Origin of the sequence: Sporolactobacillus sp. CQH2019 (assembly GCF_028765345.1) — a bacterium.
GTDB lineage: Bacteria > Bacillota > Bacilli > Bacillales > Sporolactobacillaceae > Sporolactobacillus.
In genome coordinates this window covers 27,608-43,248 of the sequence record NZ_JARAJZ010000017.1, presented here as the reverse complement: position 1 = coordinate 43,248, position 15,641 = coordinate 27,608, and the positions used below count along the sequence as shown (strand labels likewise).

Genomic DNA, 15,641 nt, shown 5'->3' with positions numbered 1-15,641 from the left:
CAGATTCTCTTGCCGTAATCAAATTATCTTTTTATAAAACCCTGATAATTTTTTCTCACCAATTGACCTTCAATACGTTTCATCGTATCCAAAGCAACACCGACAACGATCAGAAGACTGGTACCGCCGATTTGAGCACTCGTCGGCAAGTTGCCGAGCTGACCGAAAACAATCGGAAGCAATGAGATCGCCGCCAAAAAAATCGCGCCCAGAAAGGTCAGACGGTACAAAATCTTGGTGATATACTTCTCCGTATTCTTGCCTGGGCGGATTCCCGGAATGTACCCGCCCTGTTCCCCAAGATTTTTCGCCATTTTCTCCGGATTGACCTGCACAAACGTATAAAAATAGGTGAAAGCGATAATCAGAGCCGCATAGATAACCATTCCATAGACCGTTGAGTAATCAAAGATGCGTTCTACCCAAGTTGTGACAGCATTACTATGGAAGAAACGGGCAATAGTCGGCGGTGTAATCATCAGCGAGATGGCAAAGATGACCGGAATGACTCCGGCTGCATTCACCTTGATCGGCAGATGCGTCGGCTCGACGCTGTACGTTTTCGTTCCGATCGTTCTTTTCGCATACTGAATCGGAATTTTCCGTACCCCTTGCTGTACAAAAATCGTTCCAACGACAATAACCAGCACGACCGCAATCATGGCAAGCAAACTAAGAATTTCCATAAATGTATTGGTCGCGGAAGCGAAACGCTGGGCATAAATCTGATTGATTGCCGTCGGGATCCGTGCCACAATTCCTGCAAAAATAATGATCGAAATTCCGTTTCCGACGCCATAAGCCGTAATTTGATCGCCGAGCCACATAAGGAACGCCGTGCCGGCGGTCAGCACCGATGCAATAATGAGGTAGGTCCAGATGTCCGGATTTACGACCAGCCCGGGAAAATTCTGATCAAATCCATAGGAAAGACCTAACGCTTCGATAAATCCAAGTACTATCGTTCCATACCGAGTCAGCTGATTCAGTTTTCTTCTTCCCATTTCTCCCTGTTTCGACCACTCAGTCAATTTAGGGACAACATCCATCTGCAAAAGCTGAACGATAATGGATGCAGTGATATAGGGCATGACACCCATCGAAATGATCGAGAAATTCTGCAACGCCCCGCCGCCAAAGGTGTTGAACAAACCAAAGGCGCTGGAATCGCTAATGTTAATCAGACTGCTGTTGATGCCGGGAACGGGAATGAATGTCCCGATTCGAAACACAATAAGCATCAGCAGCGTAAATATGATCTTTCGACGTATTTCAGCCTCTCGCCACATACTTGAAAGTACTTGAAACATCAAATCACCTCAACGTTTCCGCCGGCAGCTTCAATTGCCTCTTTGGCAGAAGCAGAAAATTTTTGCGCTTTGACGGTCAGTTTCGTTTCCAGTTTGCCCGTACCCAGAATCTTGATGCCGTCATTCAGTTTTCTGACGACGCGCGTTTCAAGCAAGAGTTCCGGTGTGATTTCCGTTCCGTTTTCAAAACGATTCAATTTATCAAGATTGACAATTGAATAAACCTTGCGGGTCGGATTCTTGAATCCCCTTTTCGGCAACGTCTGCAGCAAAGGCAGTTGTCCGCCTTCAAAACCAGGACGGACATTACCGCCTGAACGGGCCTTCTGTCCCTTTTGTCCTCGGCCGGACGTTTTGCCAAGTCCGGAACCATATCCGCGGCCGACTCTTTTTCTGCTGAAACGGGAACCTTCGGCCGGTTTTAATTCATGGAGTTTCATCTTGGCACCTCCTTGTTCTCAATATTTTTCCATTAATCGTCCAGTTCATGAACCGTCAGCAGATGGGAGACTTTCCGGATCATACCGCGAATAGCGGGATTGTCTTCCTGAATGACTGTCTGATAGGTTTTTCTAAGACCAAGCGTTCTTACCGTCACCCGTTGTGATTCAGGACGGCCGATTACACTGTGCTTGAGGGTGATTTCCAATTTTTTCGCCATTTTGCTCCCCCCTTATCCCAACAGTTCTTCAACAGATTTTCCGCGAAGTTTGGCAACATGTTCGGCACGTTTCAGGCTTTTCAGGCCTTCGACGGTTGCACGGACCATATTGATCGGGTTGTTCGACCCGAGCGATTTCGAAAGAATGTCTCCCAGTCCCGAAAGCTCAAGTACGGCACGGACAGGCCCGCCCGCAATGATTCCGGTACCTTCTGAAGCAGGCTTCAAGAGTACGCTTCCGGCCCCGGAATGTCCGACGACCTGATGCGGAATCGTTGTATTGACAATCGGTACGTTAAATACATTCTTCTTCGCGTCTTCAATCGCTTTACGGATCGCTTCCGGCACTTCATGGGCCTTTCCCTGTCCGAAACCGACATTGCCCTTCTTATCGCCGACAACAACCAATGCGGCGAAACGGAAGCGGCGTCCGCCTTTTACTACTTTTGCGACACGGTTGATCGTCACGACGCGTTCTTCAAATTCTGATTTGTTGCGTTCATTGTTAGCCATGGATTCCCCTCCTTGTAATTAGAATTTAAGTCCGGCTTCTCGTGCGCCGTCAGCAAGAGCTTTGACGCGCCCATGATAGAGATAGCCGCTCCGATCAAAAACGACGGTTTCAATGCCCTTCTCCAGAGCACGCTGGCCGATCAGTTCACCGATTTTTTTCGCAGCTTCAACATCGCTGCCTTTTTCGAGATCAAATGCTTTGTCGACCGTTGAAGAAGAAGCAAGCGTCACGCCCTTGCTGTCATCGATTAACTGAGCATATATATTCTTGGATGATCGAAAAACATTTAAACGTGGGCGTTCTGCCGTCCCCACAACACGGCGGCGAACATGCAGATGCCTCTTTTTGCGAATAGCATTTTTATCCTTTTTGGTAATCATGCACTATCGCTCCTTTCTTCTTATCATTTGTGAACCGCAAAACCGGCGGCGCGGCAAGCGAAATCATGCAGCCTCCGCAAAACGGCTGAACTTACTTACCTGTTTTGCCCTCTTTACGGCGAACATGTTCGCCTTCATAGCGGATACCCTTGCCCTTATAAGGTTCAGGTGAGCGAACCGAGCGGATGTTTGCTGCAACTTCGCCGACACGCTGTTTGTCAATGCCGCTTACGATTACTTTGTTGTTGCCTTCCACATTGATTTCGATACCCTGTTCCGGAACAATTTCCACAGGATGGGAATAACCGACATTCAGGATCAGATTTTTACCCTGTTTGTTTGCTCGATAACCGACACCGACAAGCTCAAGGTTCTTTGTATATCCCTTGGTTACCCCTTCAACCATATTGCTGATCAGGCTGCTGGTTGTTCCGTGCAGAGCGCGATGCTGATTAGAATCATCAGGTCTGGCGACTCTGATTTCATTATTTTCATGCTTAATGATCATGTCCGGGTGAAAGCTGTGCGATAATTCACCCTTAGGTCCTTTGACCGTCACTTTCTGACCGTCAATCGTGACCGTCACGCCATCAGGAATGACTGTCGGCCGTAAACCAATACGAGACATGGGAACACCTCCATTCTTGTTTCCAGATTACCAAACGTAGGCAAGTACTTCTCCGCCAACCCGCTGCTGACGGGCTTCCTTATCCGTAATGATTCCCTTTGATGTCGAGACAATAGCAATGCCCAGACCGCCCAGGACCTTCGGAACTTCATCCGCTTTTGCATAAACGCGCAGTCCCGGTTTGCTGATTCTCTTCAGCCCTGAAATCACGCGCTCTTTATTGCCGCCGTATTTCAGGAACAAACGGAGCACGCCCTGCTTGTTGTCTTCCACATATTCAACATCTTTTATAAACCCTTCACGTTTCAGAATTTCGGCGATTTCTCTCTTGACTCTGGAACCGGGCAGCTCAATTTGTTCGTGCCGAACAACGTTTGCGTTACGAATACGGGTCAGCATATCTGCAATAGGATCTGTCATGACCATGCAAATCGACCTCCTTCCCTATTACCTATTATTTTACCAGCTGGATTTCTTGACGCCGGGAATCTGTCCCTTATACGCGAGCTCACGGAAGCAAATTCTGCATAATTTAAATTTCCTGAGAACCGAATGAGGACGTCCGCAGCGTTCGCAGCGTGTGTATTCCTGCACTTTGAATTTTTTCGGTCGATGTGCGGATACAAGCATTGATTTTTTTGCCAAGGTTCATACCTCCTTTTCGATTATTATTTTGCAAACGGCATGCCAAGCAATGTCAGCAAAGCCGATGCCTCTTCGTCGCTTTTTGCCGATGTGACAATGACAATATCCATGCCGCGCACTTTGTCGATTTTATCGTAATCAATTTCCGGGAAAATCAACTGTTCACGAATGCCCAGTGTATAATTCCCGCGGCCGTCGAATGCCTTCTTTGAAATGCCGCGGAAATCGCGAACCCGAGGCAGGGCTACGGCGATCAGTTTATCCAGGAAATCATACATACGATCTTTTCGGAGTGTTACTTTTGCACCGATCGGCACACCTTCGCGCAGCTTAAAAGCGGCGATGGACTTCTTTGCACGAGTGATGACAGGCTTCTGCCCCGACAATGCAGTCAGATCTTCGACCGCGCTGTCCAGAACCTTGGAATTGTGAACAGCTTCGCCCACGCCCATGTTAATAACGACCTTCTTGATTTCTGGGACCTGCATGACTGATGTATAGTTAAATTTATCAGTTAAAGCAGGGACAACTTCTTTTTCGTATTTTTCTTTGAAACGGCCCATGCTTTTACCTCCTTTCAGAGACGTCTTATTTATCTATTTTATCTATAACTTCGCCTGTTTTTTTAGAAACACGTACTTTCTTTCCGTCTACTATTTTGTGGCCTACCCGTGTCGGCTTATTTGTTGTTGGATCAAGCAGCATAACATTTGATACGTGAATCGGTGCCTCGCGTTCCAGAATCCCGCCCTGAGGGCTCGCCTGATTCGGTTTTGAGTGTTTCTTCACGATGTTGACGCCTTCGACAACCACGCGTTCCTTTGCCGGATAAGCCGCGAGAATCACACCCTGCTTGCCCTTGTCTTTGCCGGAAATCACCTGAACCTTATCGCCTTTCTTCACATGCAGTTTCGCCATGTTAAGTGCCACCTCCTTTTCCCTGACCATTCATATTTACAGTACTTCCGGTGCCAGCGATACAATTTTCATAAACTGGTTGTCACGCAGTTCACGGGCAACGGGCCCGAAAATTCGTGTTCCGCGCGGGCTCTTGTCATCGCGGATTAGAACGACTGCATTCTCGTCAAAACGAATGTAGGAACCGTCCGAACGCCTGACACCCTGCTTTGTGCGGACAACGACCGCTCTAACCACTTCGCCCTTCTTAACAACGCCACCTGGTGTGGCTTGTTTGACCGAAGCAACAATCACGTCGCCGATATTCGCTGTCTTGCGACCGGATCCTCCCAGAACCTTAATGGTCAGGACTTCGCGGGCGCCTGAATTATCGGCGACTTTCAAACGGCTTTCCTGTTGAATCATTAAAATGCGACCTCCCTTCGATCTCCGGTATGAAGCCGAAAGATCAGATGATGACGGATTCTTCTACGATTTTCACAAGACGAAAACGTTTATCCTTCGAAAGCGGGCGAGTCTCTATGATTTCAACGATATCGCCGACTTTTGCCTGATTTTTTTCATCATGTGTCTTGAATTTTTTCGAATATTTTACATGCTTGCCGTAGAGCCGGTGATTCTTGGATGTCTCAACAAGAACGGTAATGGTTTTGTCCATTTTATCCGAGACGACGCGTCCGACCAGGACTTTGCGGCCATTTTTGCGTGTTTCTTCTGCCATTCAGATAACCTCCTTCTCAGCCGTTTTGAACATTCAGTTCACGTTCACGCAAAATCGTTTTCGCACGGGCAATGGATTTCCGGACCTCACGGATGCGGGCGGGGTTCTCTAATTGTCCGGTAGCGAGCTGAAAACGCAGATTAAATAATTCTTCTTTCAGAGACTTAACGTTCTCTTCAACCTCAGCAGTGGTCAACTTGCGAATTTCTTCAGCCTTCATTTGCGTCACCACCCACTTCTTCGCGTTTCACGATCTTCGTTTTTATCGGCAGTTTATGGCCCGCAAGTCTCAGTGCCTCATGCGCCACTTCTTCGGGAATGCCGGCGACTTCAAACAGCACACGGCCCGGTTTTACAACAGCCACCCAGCCTTCAGGAGCGCCTTTCCCGGAACCCATGCGGACATCAAGCGGTTTCTTTGTATATGATTTCTGAGGAAAAATCTTGATCCAGACTTTCCCGCCTCGTTTCATAAAACGTGTCATGGCAATACGTGCCGCTTCGATCTGACGGCTGGTAATCCAGGCGGATTCCAGAGCCTGAAGTCCGTATTCGCCAAAAGTCACTGTCGCGCCGGCCTTTGTCTTGCCGCGCATTCTGCCGCGATGCTGTCTGCGATATTTTACACGTTTTGGCATTAACATAATTATCTGCCTCCTTCCTTATTGTTCGTTCCTTTCGTCGGGAGGACCTCTCCGCGGTAAATCCATACTTTAACGCCGATCTTGCCGTAAGTCGTATCTGCTTCCGCAGTTCCGTAATCAATGTCAGCCCGCAAAGTATGCAGCGGAACGGTGCCTTCACTGTAGTCTTCCGTCCGTGCCATATCGGCCCCGCCCAGACGGCCGGCCACCTGCGTCTTGATACCCTTTGCGCCGGCTCTCATCGCTCTTTGCAGCGTCTGCTTTTGAGCGCGTCTCCAGGAAATCCGGCTTTCCAGCTGGCGTGCGATGTTTTCCGCCACCAGTTTGGCATCAAGATCGGCCTGTTTGATCTCGAAAATATTGACATGAACGCGTTTCCCCGTCAGGTTATTGAGGGCTTTTCTCAATTCCTCTACTTCGGATCCGCCCTTTCCGATGACCATACCGGGTTTTGCCGTTTTTATCGTGATGTTGATCCGATTGGCCGCCCGTTCCAGTTCAATGGATGAAACCGCCGCATCTTTCAGTCTGTTCTCGACATATTTTCGGATTCTGATGTCTTCATGAAGATATTCCGCATAGTTTTTATCGGCATACCATTTGGATTCCCAATCGCGAATGATTCCGATTCTGAATCCTATTGGATTGATTTTCTGACCCACGCATTATCCCTCCTTTTTTTCAGATACGATGATCGTTATATGGCTTGTGCGTTTGTTGATCTTGCTCGCCCGTCCCTGAGCGCGCGGACGAAAACGCTTGAGCGTTGCCCCTTCGTCCACAAACGCTTTTTCGACATACAAGTCTTCTCTGTCCATATCATAGTTATGTTCCGCATTGGCAATCGCGGATTTCAACACTTTTTCAATAATCGGCGATGCGGCTCTTTGCGTGTTTTTAAGTACAGCGATCGCGTAACCGACATCTTTGCCCCTGATAAGATCGATAACAAGACGCGCCTTACGAGGAGCAATCCGAATTTGTCTGGCAATAGCTTTGACTTGCATCACAGTTCCTCCTTTCGTTAGCGGGCGCTTGTTTTCTTATCGGAAGACGCATGTCCGCGATACGTTCTGGTCGGGGCGAATTCGCCAAGTTTGTGCCCCACCATGTCTTCCGTAATGTAAACCGGTACATGCTTGCGGCCGTCATAGACAGCAATGGTATGGCCGATAAATTCAGGGAAAATGGTTGAACGGCGCGACCAGGTCTTAATGACTCGTTTTTCGTCTTTTTCATTTAAAGCAACAACTTTTGTCATCAGATGATCATCGACAAAAGGTCCTTTTTTCAGGCTGCGGCTCAATGGTAGGCCTCCTTCCAAAATAATGTATCTATTCACAATTATTTTTTGCGATGTCTGATAATAAACTGTTCAGAAGCGTTCTTCTTCTTGCGTGTTTTGTAACCCATTGTCGGCTTGCCCCATGGCGACATCGGCGACTTACGTCCGACAGGCGCCTTGCCTTCGCCACCGCCGTGCGGGTGATCGTTCGGGTTCATGACGGAACCGCGGACCGTCGGACGGATACCTTGCCAGCGCGTGCGGCCTGCCTTGCCTATGGATACAAGCTCGTGCTCCAGATTTCCGACCTGACCGATCGTAGCCCGGCACGTTTCCAAAATCATCCGCACTTCGCCGGATACCAGACGGACAAGAACGTACTTGCCTTCTTTGCCCAGAATCTGGGCCGAGGTGCCTGCCGAGCGTACAAGCTGGCCGCCTTTGCCCGGTTTCAGCTCAATGTTGTGAACCGTCGTCCCGACCGGAATATTTTTCAGCGGAAGTGCATTGCCGGCCTTGATGTCGGCACCGGCGCCGGACATGATTTCCGTTCCGACCTGAATGCCTTTCGGAGCGATAATGTATCGCTTTTCTCCGTCTGCATAGTGCACGAGTGCAATATTTGCCGTACGGTTAGGGTCATATTCGACCGTTGCGATCCGGCCCGGGATGCCGTCCTTATCGCGTTTGAAATCAATGATGCGGTACTGGCGCTTATGACCGCCGCCCTGATGGCGCACCGTCAGTTTGCCCTGATTGTTGCGGCCGGCTTGCTTGGGCAACGCTTTAAGCAACGACTTTTCCGGCTTGTTTGTTGTAATTTCAGCGAAATCCAGCGAGCTCATGTTTCTGCGGCCGTTGGACGTCGGTTTGTACTTTTTAAGTGGCACGGTTATTGACCTCCTTCTTTAATGATGCTCATTCGCCGTCGAAGAAATTAAGTTCCTTGCTTTCAGGCGTCAAAGTGACGATCGCTTTCTTTCTTCTGGCGGTATAGCCTGAATAGCGGCCGTACCGTTTCGGCTTGCCTTTTACGTTCATCGTATTGACTTTAACGACTTTCACATCGAAAATGGCCTCGACGGCCCGTCTGATTTCAGACTTATTAGCCCGAAGATCAACGTCAAACGTATATTTCTTGTCAGCCATCAGATCGGTTGTCCGCTCAGTCAGTACGGGGCGCTTAATGATATCGCGCGGATCCTTCATTATCCAAGCACCTCCCCAAGCTTTTCGGCAGCTTCCTTTGTGACAATCAGTTTGTTGTAGCCGACAACGTCCAGGACATTGACCTCAGGAACCGTCAGAACCTTTACATCCGGAATATTGCGTGAAGACAGGGCTACCGTTTCATCATAATCACCTGTAACAAACAATGCCTTCTCTGATACTGAAAGATTCTTTAATACGGAAACAAATTCTTTTGTTTTCGGTGCTTCCAAAGAGAGACTGTCCAGCACGATTACATCATTGTCGCCGACTTTGCCGGACAATGCCGAACGGATCGCCAGGCGGCGCACTTTCTTTGGAAGCTTATAGCCGTAGCTGCGCGGCGTCGGGCCGAACACGGTACCGCCGCCGACCCACTGAGGAGAACGTATCGAACCCTGGCGGGCACGGCCGGTTCCCTTCTGCCGCCATGGTTTGCGGCCGCCGCCGCGTACAGCCGAACGATTTTTCACAGCATGTGTCCCTTGACGCTGTGAAGCCTGCTGCATAACAATTGCCTGATACAAAACATGTTCATTAGGTTCAATGCCGAAAACGGCATCGGCCAATTCCACGTCTCCCACTTCGGCACCTTTTTGATTAAATACGGTTAATTTTGGCATGGAAGCGTCCTCCTTTCTTATTTAGCTTCTTCTGCTTTTACAGCAGTTTTTATGGTGATATAGCTTTTCTTTGCACCCGGTACATTGCCCTGGATAAGAATCAGTTTGCGTTCCGTATCCACTTTGGCAACCACAAGGTTCTGGACCGTGACCGTTTCTCCGCCCATGCGGCCGGCCAGGATCTTGCCTTTAAAAGTACGGGCAGGATCGATAACGCCCATTGAACCGGGACGGCGATGATAACGGGAGCCGTGGCTCATCGGACCGCGCGACTGATTGTTGCGCTTAATCGGGCCCTGAAATCCCTTCCCTTTGGATGTCCCGGTAACATCGATGACATCTCCTGCCTTAAATGTGTCAGCTGTGATTTCCTGGCCGGGTTCATACTCGCCAAGATTTACACCACGGATTTCCTTCATGAAGCGCTTAGGTTCCGCCTTTGCTTTGTCCGCGTGGCCTTTAGCCGGCTTCGTTATCAGCGATGCTTTCAAGTTGTCAAAGCCAAGCTGCACGGCTTCGTATCCGTCCGTTTCAACGGTCTTCTTCTGAAGAACGACATTGCCGGACACGTCGACAACCGTTACAGGGATCACATCGCCGTTTTCAGCGAAAATCTGCGTCATGCCGATTTTTTTGCCTAAGATTCCTTTGGTCATCCGTAACACCTCCTAATAATCGTGAATTTTATTTATAGCTTGATCTCAATGTCTACACCCGAAGGAAGATCCAGCCTCATCAGCGAATCAACCGTTTGCGGTGTCGGCTCAACAATATCAACTAAACGTTTGTGTGTGCGCATTTCGAATTGTTCACGTGAATCCTTGTATTTGTGTACCGCACGCAAAATCGTATAGACCGACTTTTCGGTAGGAAGCGGAATCGGCCCCGATACCTTGGCCCCCGAGCGTCTTGCCGTTTCCACGATTTTTTCGGCAGACTGATCCAGAATACGATGATCATATGCTTTCAGACGAATGCGAATCTTTTGCTTTGCCATGTTACATTCCCTCCTTTTTTCGTCCATTTTTTAAAAACAGACTTGCTCCACGGAAATATCCGTCTAACCCGCCTTGGCAAAGGAGCCGGGTGTATCCGCAACCTTCCGCATCATTGCTGCAAACCAACCCCACTATTATACATGATTGAAAGGCACAAGGCAAGGCGCACATCTCTTTTTTTATCTATGACTGTTTCAGTATCGGACGTTTCCGTGCACTAAAAAGAGACCGTTCCGGGAAGAGCCATGAATCGGTGAATCTTTATGCAACAAAAAAAGGCCTCTCATCAGTCGATCCCTCGACCTTGAGACGCCCCTTTAGTGCTCTGTCATTCAACGATTTCTGAAACAGATCCGGCGCCGACGGTACGGCCGCCTTCACGGATTGAGAACTTCGTGCCCTGTTCGATAGCGATCGGGGCAAGCAGTTCAACATCCATTGTAACATTGTCGCCCGGCATAACCATTTCGGTACCTTCCGGCAGTGTAATCGTTCCGGTAACGTCGGTTGTTCTGAAATAGAACTGTGGACGGTAGTTGGAGAAGAACGGAGTATGACGGCCGCCTTCTTCTTTCTTCAGGACATAAACCTGTGCCTTGAATTTCTTATGCGCGGTAACCGTACCCGGTTTGATCAGTACCTGACCGCGTTCAACGCCGTCACGATCGATGCCGCGCAGCAGAGCGCCGATGTTGTCGCCGGCTTCGGCATAGTCCAGAGTCTTGCGGAACATTTCAACGCCCGTAACCGTGCTCTTCTTAGGTGCATCCGTCAAACCCAGGATTTCAACTTCATCGCCGATTTTCACCGTGCCGCGTTCAACGCGTCCGGTTGCAACCGTACCGCGGCCGGTGATTGAGAAGACGTCTTCGACCGGCATCATGAATGGCTTGTCATTTTCACGAACAGGAGTCGGAATGTAATTGTCGACTGCATCCATTAATTCAAGGATGTGTTTTTCCTCTTCAGGATCGCCCTGCAAGGCTTTTAATGCCGAGCCCTTAATAACCGGTACTTCGTCGCCCGGATAGTCATATTCAGTGAGCAGATCGCGCACTTCCATTTCAACCAGTTCAAGGAGCTCCGGATCGTCAACCTGGTCTGTCTTGTTCAGGAAAACGATGATTGCAGGAACGCCGACCTGATGAGCAAGAAGAATGTGTTCGCGTGTCTGAGGCATCGGGCCGTCGACCGCCGATACAACGAGAATCGCACCGTCCATCTGGGCAGCGCCGGTGATCATGTTCTTGACATAGTCGGCGTGACCTGGGCAGTCAACGTGTGCATAGTGGCGGCTGTCCGTTTCATATTCAACGTGGGCCGTCGAAATCGTGATTCCGCGTTCGCGCTCTTCCGGAGCGCCGTCAATGGTATCGTACGCACGGGCCTCCGCTTTGCCCTGCTTTGCCAGAACAGTTGTAATCGCAGCAGTCAAAGTCGTTTTCCCGTGGTCGACGTGACCGATTGTGCCAATGTTAACATGCGGTTTTGTGCGTTCATAATGTGCTTTAGCCATGGAATGTATATCCTCCTTTAATTCAAAGCAAATTTTTTAATTTATATGCAGTAAGGAATCCGGCATGGAATACGCCTTCGTCCTTAGCTTACAATAAAACAAAAGTTGTGACAATCATGTATGCCGATCAATGAATTCCGTTCGTTATTCACCGGTAGCCTTTTTAATAATCGCTTCGCTGACGCTCTTCGGAACTTGTTCGTAATGATCGAATTGCATTGTGAACGTTCCGCGTCCCTGCGTACCCGAACGAAGAGTCGTGGCATAGCCGAACATTTCTGCCAGCGGCACGTGGGCACTGACAACCTGGGCACCGGCACGCGCCTCCATGCCGTCGACACGTCCGCGGCGGCTCGTTATGTCACCCATAATATCGCCTAAGTATTCCTCAGGCATACTGACCTCTACCTTCATAATCGGTTCAAGGATCACCGGAGCACACATATTTTTTGCCGCTTTAAGCGACATGGACGCTGCGATTTTGAAGGCCATTTCACTGGAATCGACATCGTGATAGGAGCCGTCGACAAGGCTCGCTTTAATATCGATCAGCGGATAGCCGGCAAGCAGGCCGTTCGGCAACGCTTCTTTCAGTCCTGTCTCAACCGCCGGGATGTATTCGCGGGGAACGACACCGCCGACGATCTTGTTTTCAAACACAAAACCGCTGCCTTCCTGAAGCGGTTCAAATTCGATCCAGACGTGGCCGTACTGGCCGCGGCCGCCTGACTGGCGGATAAACTTGCCTTCCGCTCTGCCTGCTTTCGTGAGCGTCTCACGATAAGCGACTTGCGGAGCGCCGACATTGGCATCCACTTTGAACTCGCGGCGCAGACGATCGACAATGATATCCAGATGAAGTTCTCCCATGCCGCCGATAATCGTCTGGCCCGTTTCTTCATCCGTTCTTGTCTTAAAGGTAGGATCCTCTTCCGCAAGTTTTGCCAAAGCGATGCCCATCTTATCCTGATCGGCTTTCGATTTCGGTTCAATGGCAACGTGAATAACCGGATCGGGGAATTCCATCGATTCAAGAACAATCAGATGATCCTCATCGCAAAGCGTATCTCCGGTCGTCGTATTTTTCAAACCGACTGCCGCCGCAATGTCGCCGGAGTAAACTTTCTTGATTTCACTGCGGTGATTGGCGTGCATCAGCAAAATACGGCCAAGACGTTCACGCGTATCCTTCGTCGAGTTCTGAACATAAGATCCGGCTTCAGCCGTCCCTGAGTATACACGGAAGAAAGTCAGTTTGCCGACAAAGGGGTCGGTCATGACTTTGAATGCCAGTGCCGCAAACGGAGCGCTGTCATCCGCCGCACGTTCGACCTCTTCTCCGGAATCCGGCAGCGTGCCCTTGATCGGCGGCACGTCAAGCGGAGACGGCAGATAATCGATCACTGCGTCCAGCACGTGCTGCACGCCCTTATTTTTGAACGCCGTTCCGCACAGTACAGGATAGAACTTGACGGCACAGGTTGCTTCGCGGATCGCCGCCTTCAGTTCCTCCACGGTTATTTCATCGCCGTTCAGGTACTTTTCCATGATGTCGTCATCAACATCGGCAACCGCTTCAATTAATTTGTCATGGTACTCTTCCGCCTGCTCCTTGTACTCATCCGGAATCTCTTCGGCATCGACAATCGATCCGAGATCGTCCTCATAAATGAATGCCTGCATGCCGACCAGATCGATCTCGCCTTTGTAATTGTCTTCCGATCCCATCGGAAGCTGGATCGGGTGAGCATTTGCCTGCAGACGTTCATGCAACGTTTTACATGAATACAGGAAATCGGCACCGATTTTGTCCATCTTGTTGACAAACACGATTCTCGGGACACCATAAGTCGTTGCCTGACGCCAGACCGTTTCTGTCTGCGGTTCGACACCGGACTGTGCATCGAGCACCGTTACGGCTCCGTCAAGCACACGGAGCGAGCGTTCGACTTCAACGGTGAAATCCACATGCCCCGGGGTGTCGATGATGTTGATCCGATGATTTTTCCATTGAGCGGTTGTCGCGGCCGATGTGATCGTAATGCCGCGTTCCTTTTCCTGCTCCATCCAGTCCATCTGTGAAGCCCCCTCATGGGTTTCACCGATTTTATGGATACGGCCGGAGTAAAAAAGGATGCGTTCGGTCGTTGTTGTTTTGCCGGCATCAATGTGTGCCATAATTCCGATATTGCGCGTTTTCTCCAAGGAGAAATCCCTCGCCATGGTTTTCGCTCCTTCCTGTTTTTTGCCGATATTACCAGCGATAATGAGCAAAAGCCTTGTTGGCTTCCGCCATTTTATGCATATCTTCGCGCTTCTTTACCGATGCGCCGGTGTTATTGGAAGCATCGATGATTTCATTGGCTAATTTCTCAATCATCGTTTTCTCACCGCGCAATCTCGCATAATTTACAAGATAGCGCAGGCCTAAAGTCGTCCGGCGTTCCGGACGGACTTCAACCGGGACCTGATAGTTGGAACCTCCGACACGGCGTGCCTTGACTTCGAGAACAGGCATGACGTTCTTGAGCGCCTGTTCAAACACTTCCATAGGTTCCTGGTTTGTACGTTCCTTGATTAAATCAAAAGATTGATAAAGGATGGTCTGGGCCTTTCCCCTCTTTCCGTCCTTCATGATACGATTGATCAGACGGGTGACCAGCTTTGAATTATACAGCGGATCAGGCAGAACATCCCGTCTTTCAACTGGGCCTTTTCTAGGCATGAAAATTCCTCCTTCCCGTTTCGGTTTAATGGATTATTCTTTAGGTTTCTTGGCGCCGTACTTTGAACGGCCCTGTTTCCGATCAACAACGCTGGCCGTATCTAGCGCGCCGCGGATGATATGATAACGCACACCAGGAAGATCCTTGACACGTCCGCCGCGAATCAGAACAACACTGTGTTCCTGAAGATTGTGCCCGATTCCGGGGATGTACGCATTCACTTCGATGTTGTTCGACAGACGGACACGCGCGTATTTACGCAGGGCAGAGTTAGGTTTCTTAGGGGTCAGTGTGCCGACACGTGTGCACACGCCTCTTTTCTGCGGAGCAAAATCATTTGTCAGCGATTTTTTGAAACTGTTGTATCCCCTGTTCAGCGCAGGCGATGTTGACTTTTTAATTTTGGACTTTCGTCCCTGACGAATTAATTGATTGATTGTAGGCATTTACCTGTTCCTCCTTTCAAATTTCTAAACCCACTGATCCAGGCGGTTCCTTTTTCGCGCAAAAAAGTGTTTTTGCAAAAGATCTCCCTTTGCAAAAACATTATCTTTTTATTGCAACGGCCGATGCCCCGACCTCAATGCCGCAGGCCTGGCCAAGCTTCTTCATAGAGTCCACCGTAGAAACCGGAACATCTAATTCTTCCGCAAGTGTCAGCACTTTATTGGTTATCCGAAGATCGGCATCTTTAGCAATGACAACCTCTTTGACCCGGTTTTCCTTCATTGCCTTTAACGCCTGCTTCGTACCAATAATGATTCCGTTTTCTGCTTGTGCCACTTTATCATAAGACATCGCAGCATCCTCCCAAGCAACCAGTGTTCACGAACACTCAGCTATAATAGCACCAGGCGTTCACG

At 49.4% G+C, this 15,641-nt stretch carries 27 protein-coding genes; all 27 read right to left on the bottom strand.

The features are described 5' to 3' along the window. Window positions 1-23: 23 nt before the first annotated feature. The 27 genes from secY to OYT88_RS18485 all read right to left on the bottom strand — a co-directional run bounded on the left by secY (window position 24) and on the right by OYT88_RS18485 (window position 15,576). Window positions 24-1,310, bottom strand: coding sequence for a preprotein translocase subunit SecY (secY, locus tag OYT88_RS18615; protein WP_274401870.1), 1,287 nt, complete (start codon window positions 1,308-1,310; stop codon window positions 24-26). After that, on the bottom strand, window positions 1,310-1,750 hold the full coding sequence (gene rplO, locus OYT88_RS18610) for a 50S ribosomal protein L15 (RefSeq protein ID WP_274401869.1): 441 nt from the start codon (window positions 1,748-1,750) through the stop codon (window positions 1,310-1,312). Before rplO ends, secY begins: the two co-directional genes overlap by 1 nt. A gap of 32 nt (window positions 1,751-1,782) precedes the next feature. Next, window positions 1,783-1,971, bottom strand: coding sequence for a 50S ribosomal protein L30 (rpmD, locus tag OYT88_RS18605; RefSeq protein WP_274401868.1), 189 nt, complete (start codon window positions 1,969-1,971; stop codon window positions 1,783-1,785). A 12-nt stretch (window positions 1,972-1,983) separates the two neighbouring features. Next, the gene (gene rpsE, locus OYT88_RS18600; RefSeq protein ID WP_274401867.1) at window positions 1,984-2,484 is read right to left on the bottom strand and encodes a 30S ribosomal protein S5; all 501 of its coding nucleotides are present in this window, start codon (window positions 2,482-2,484) and stop codon (window positions 1,984-1,986) included. A gap of 18 nt (window positions 2,485-2,502) precedes the next feature. Continuing rightward, the gene (rplR, locus tag OYT88_RS18595; protein ID WP_274401866.1) at window positions 2,503-2,865 is read right to left on the bottom strand and encodes a 50S ribosomal protein L18; all 363 of its coding nucleotides are present in this window, start codon (window positions 2,863-2,865) and stop codon (window positions 2,503-2,505) included. A 91-nt stretch (window positions 2,866-2,956) separates the two neighbouring features. Continuing rightward, window positions 2,957-3,493, bottom strand: coding sequence for a 50S ribosomal protein L6 (gene rplF / locus OYT88_RS18590; RefSeq protein ID WP_274401865.1), 537 nt, complete (start codon window positions 3,491-3,493; stop codon window positions 2,957-2,959). Window positions 3,494-3,520: 27 nt separating this feature from the next. Further along, window positions 3,521-3,919 (bottom strand): 30S ribosomal protein S8, encoded by a 399-nt coding sequence (gene rpsH, locus OYT88_RS18585; RefSeq protein ID WP_274401864.1) that lies wholly within the window; start codon window positions 3,917-3,919, stop codon window positions 3,521-3,523. A gap of 33 nt (window positions 3,920-3,952) precedes the next feature. After that, window positions 3,953-4,138: a type Z 30S ribosomal protein S14 gene (locus OYT88_RS18580; protein WP_130032512.1), complete on the bottom strand. Its 186-nt coding sequence runs from the start codon at window positions 4,136-4,138 to the stop codon at window positions 3,953-3,955. Window positions 4,139-4,161: 23 nt separating this feature from the next. Continuing rightward, window positions 4,162-4,701, bottom strand: a complete 540-nt coding sequence (gene rplE, locus OYT88_RS18575; protein WP_274401863.1) for a 50S ribosomal protein L5 — start codon at window positions 4,699-4,701, stop codon at window positions 4,162-4,164. A 25-nt stretch (window positions 4,702-4,726) separates the two neighbouring features. Continuing rightward, window positions 4,727-5,047: a 50S ribosomal protein L24 gene (rplX, locus tag OYT88_RS18570; protein WP_274401893.1), complete on the bottom strand. Its 321-nt coding sequence runs from the start codon at window positions 5,045-5,047 to the stop codon at window positions 4,727-4,729. 45 nt (window positions 5,048-5,092) lie between these two features. After that, window positions 5,093-5,461, bottom strand: a complete 369-nt coding sequence (gene rplN / locus OYT88_RS18565; RefSeq protein ID WP_274401862.1) for a 50S ribosomal protein L14 — start codon at window positions 5,459-5,461, stop codon at window positions 5,093-5,095. Between the two features lie 43 nt (window positions 5,462-5,504). Continuing rightward, window positions 5,505-5,777, bottom strand: coding sequence for a 30S ribosomal protein S17 (gene rpsQ / locus OYT88_RS18560; protein ID WP_274401861.1), 273 nt, complete (start codon window positions 5,775-5,777; stop codon window positions 5,505-5,507). A 16-nt stretch (window positions 5,778-5,793) separates the two neighbouring features. Further along, a complete protein-coding gene (gene rpmC, locus OYT88_RS18555) occupies window positions 5,794-5,997 on the bottom strand; it encodes a 50S ribosomal protein L29 (RefSeq protein WP_274401860.1) in 204 nt (67 codons plus the stop codon). Next, window positions 5,987-6,421, bottom strand: coding sequence for a 50S ribosomal protein L16 (rplP, locus tag OYT88_RS18550; RefSeq protein ID WP_274401859.1), 435 nt, complete (start codon window positions 6,419-6,421; stop codon window positions 5,987-5,989). Before rplP ends, rpmC begins: the two co-directional genes overlap by 11 nt. Before the next feature lie 2 nt (window positions 6,422-6,423). Then, window positions 6,424-7,083, bottom strand: coding sequence for a 30S ribosomal protein S3 (rpsC, locus tag OYT88_RS18545; protein WP_274401858.1), 660 nt, complete (start codon window positions 7,081-7,083; stop codon window positions 6,424-6,426). Between the two features lie 3 nt (window positions 7,084-7,086). After that, a complete protein-coding gene (gene rplV / locus OYT88_RS18540; protein ID WP_274401857.1) occupies window positions 7,087-7,428 on the bottom strand; it encodes a 50S ribosomal protein L22 in 342 nt (113 codons plus the stop codon). 17 nt (window positions 7,429-7,445) lie between these two features. Further along, window positions 7,446-7,727: a 30S ribosomal protein S19 gene (gene rpsS / locus OYT88_RS18535; RefSeq protein WP_274401856.1), complete on the bottom strand. Its 282-nt coding sequence runs from the start codon at window positions 7,725-7,727 to the stop codon at window positions 7,446-7,448. Window positions 7,728-7,765: 38 nt separating this feature from the next. After that, complete coding sequence (gene rplB, locus OYT88_RS18530) at window positions 7,766-8,596, bottom strand: 50S ribosomal protein L2 (RefSeq protein ID WP_274401855.1); 831 nt, start codon at window positions 8,594-8,596, stop codon at window positions 7,766-7,768. 28 nt (window positions 8,597-8,624) lie between these two features. After that, entirely contained in the window at window positions 8,625-8,915 is a 291-nt protein-coding gene (rplW, locus tag OYT88_RS18525) for a 50S ribosomal protein L23 (RefSeq protein ID WP_274401854.1), read from the bottom strand. Further along, window positions 8,915-9,538: a 50S ribosomal protein L4 gene (rplD, locus tag OYT88_RS18520; protein ID WP_274401853.1), complete on the bottom strand. Its 624-nt coding sequence runs from the start codon at window positions 9,536-9,538 to the stop codon at window positions 8,915-8,917. Before rplD ends, rplW begins: the two co-directional genes overlap by 1 nt. A 17-nt stretch (window positions 9,539-9,555) precedes the next feature. After that, window positions 9,556-10,194, bottom strand: a complete 639-nt coding sequence (gene rplC / locus OYT88_RS18515) for a 50S ribosomal protein L3 (protein WP_274401852.1) — start codon at window positions 10,192-10,194, stop codon at window positions 9,556-9,558. A gap of 32 nt (window positions 10,195-10,226) precedes the next feature. After that, window positions 10,227-10,535: a 30S ribosomal protein S10 gene (gene rpsJ, locus OYT88_RS18510; RefSeq protein ID WP_274401851.1), complete on the bottom strand. Its 309-nt coding sequence runs from the start codon at window positions 10,533-10,535 to the stop codon at window positions 10,227-10,229. Between the two features lie 329 nt (window positions 10,536-10,864). Beyond that, window positions 10,865-12,052 (bottom strand): elongation factor Tu, encoded by a 1,188-nt coding sequence (tuf, locus tag OYT88_RS18505; RefSeq protein WP_274401850.1) that lies wholly within the window; start codon window positions 12,050-12,052, stop codon window positions 10,865-10,867. Window positions 12,053-12,196: 144 nt separating this feature from the next. Beyond that, window positions 12,197-14,275 (bottom strand): elongation factor G, encoded by a 2,079-nt coding sequence (gene fusA, locus OYT88_RS18500; RefSeq protein WP_274401849.1) that lies wholly within the window; start codon window positions 14,273-14,275, stop codon window positions 12,197-12,199. A 31-nt stretch (window positions 14,276-14,306) separates the two neighbouring features. Further along, window positions 14,307-14,777, bottom strand: a complete 471-nt coding sequence (rpsG, locus tag OYT88_RS18495; protein WP_274401848.1) for a 30S ribosomal protein S7 — start codon at window positions 14,775-14,777, stop codon at window positions 14,307-14,309. Between the two features lie 33 nt (window positions 14,778-14,810). After that, window positions 14,811-15,224: a 30S ribosomal protein S12 gene (rpsL, locus tag OYT88_RS18490; protein ID WP_274401847.1), complete on the bottom strand. Its 414-nt coding sequence runs from the start codon at window positions 15,222-15,224 to the stop codon at window positions 14,811-14,813. A gap of 100 nt (window positions 15,225-15,324) precedes the next feature. After that, window positions 15,325-15,576: a 50S ribosomal protein L7ae-like protein gene (locus OYT88_RS18485; protein WP_274401846.1), complete on the bottom strand. Its 252-nt coding sequence runs from the start codon at window positions 15,574-15,576 to the stop codon at window positions 15,325-15,327. Between the last annotated feature and the right edge of the window lie 65 nt (window positions 15,577-15,641).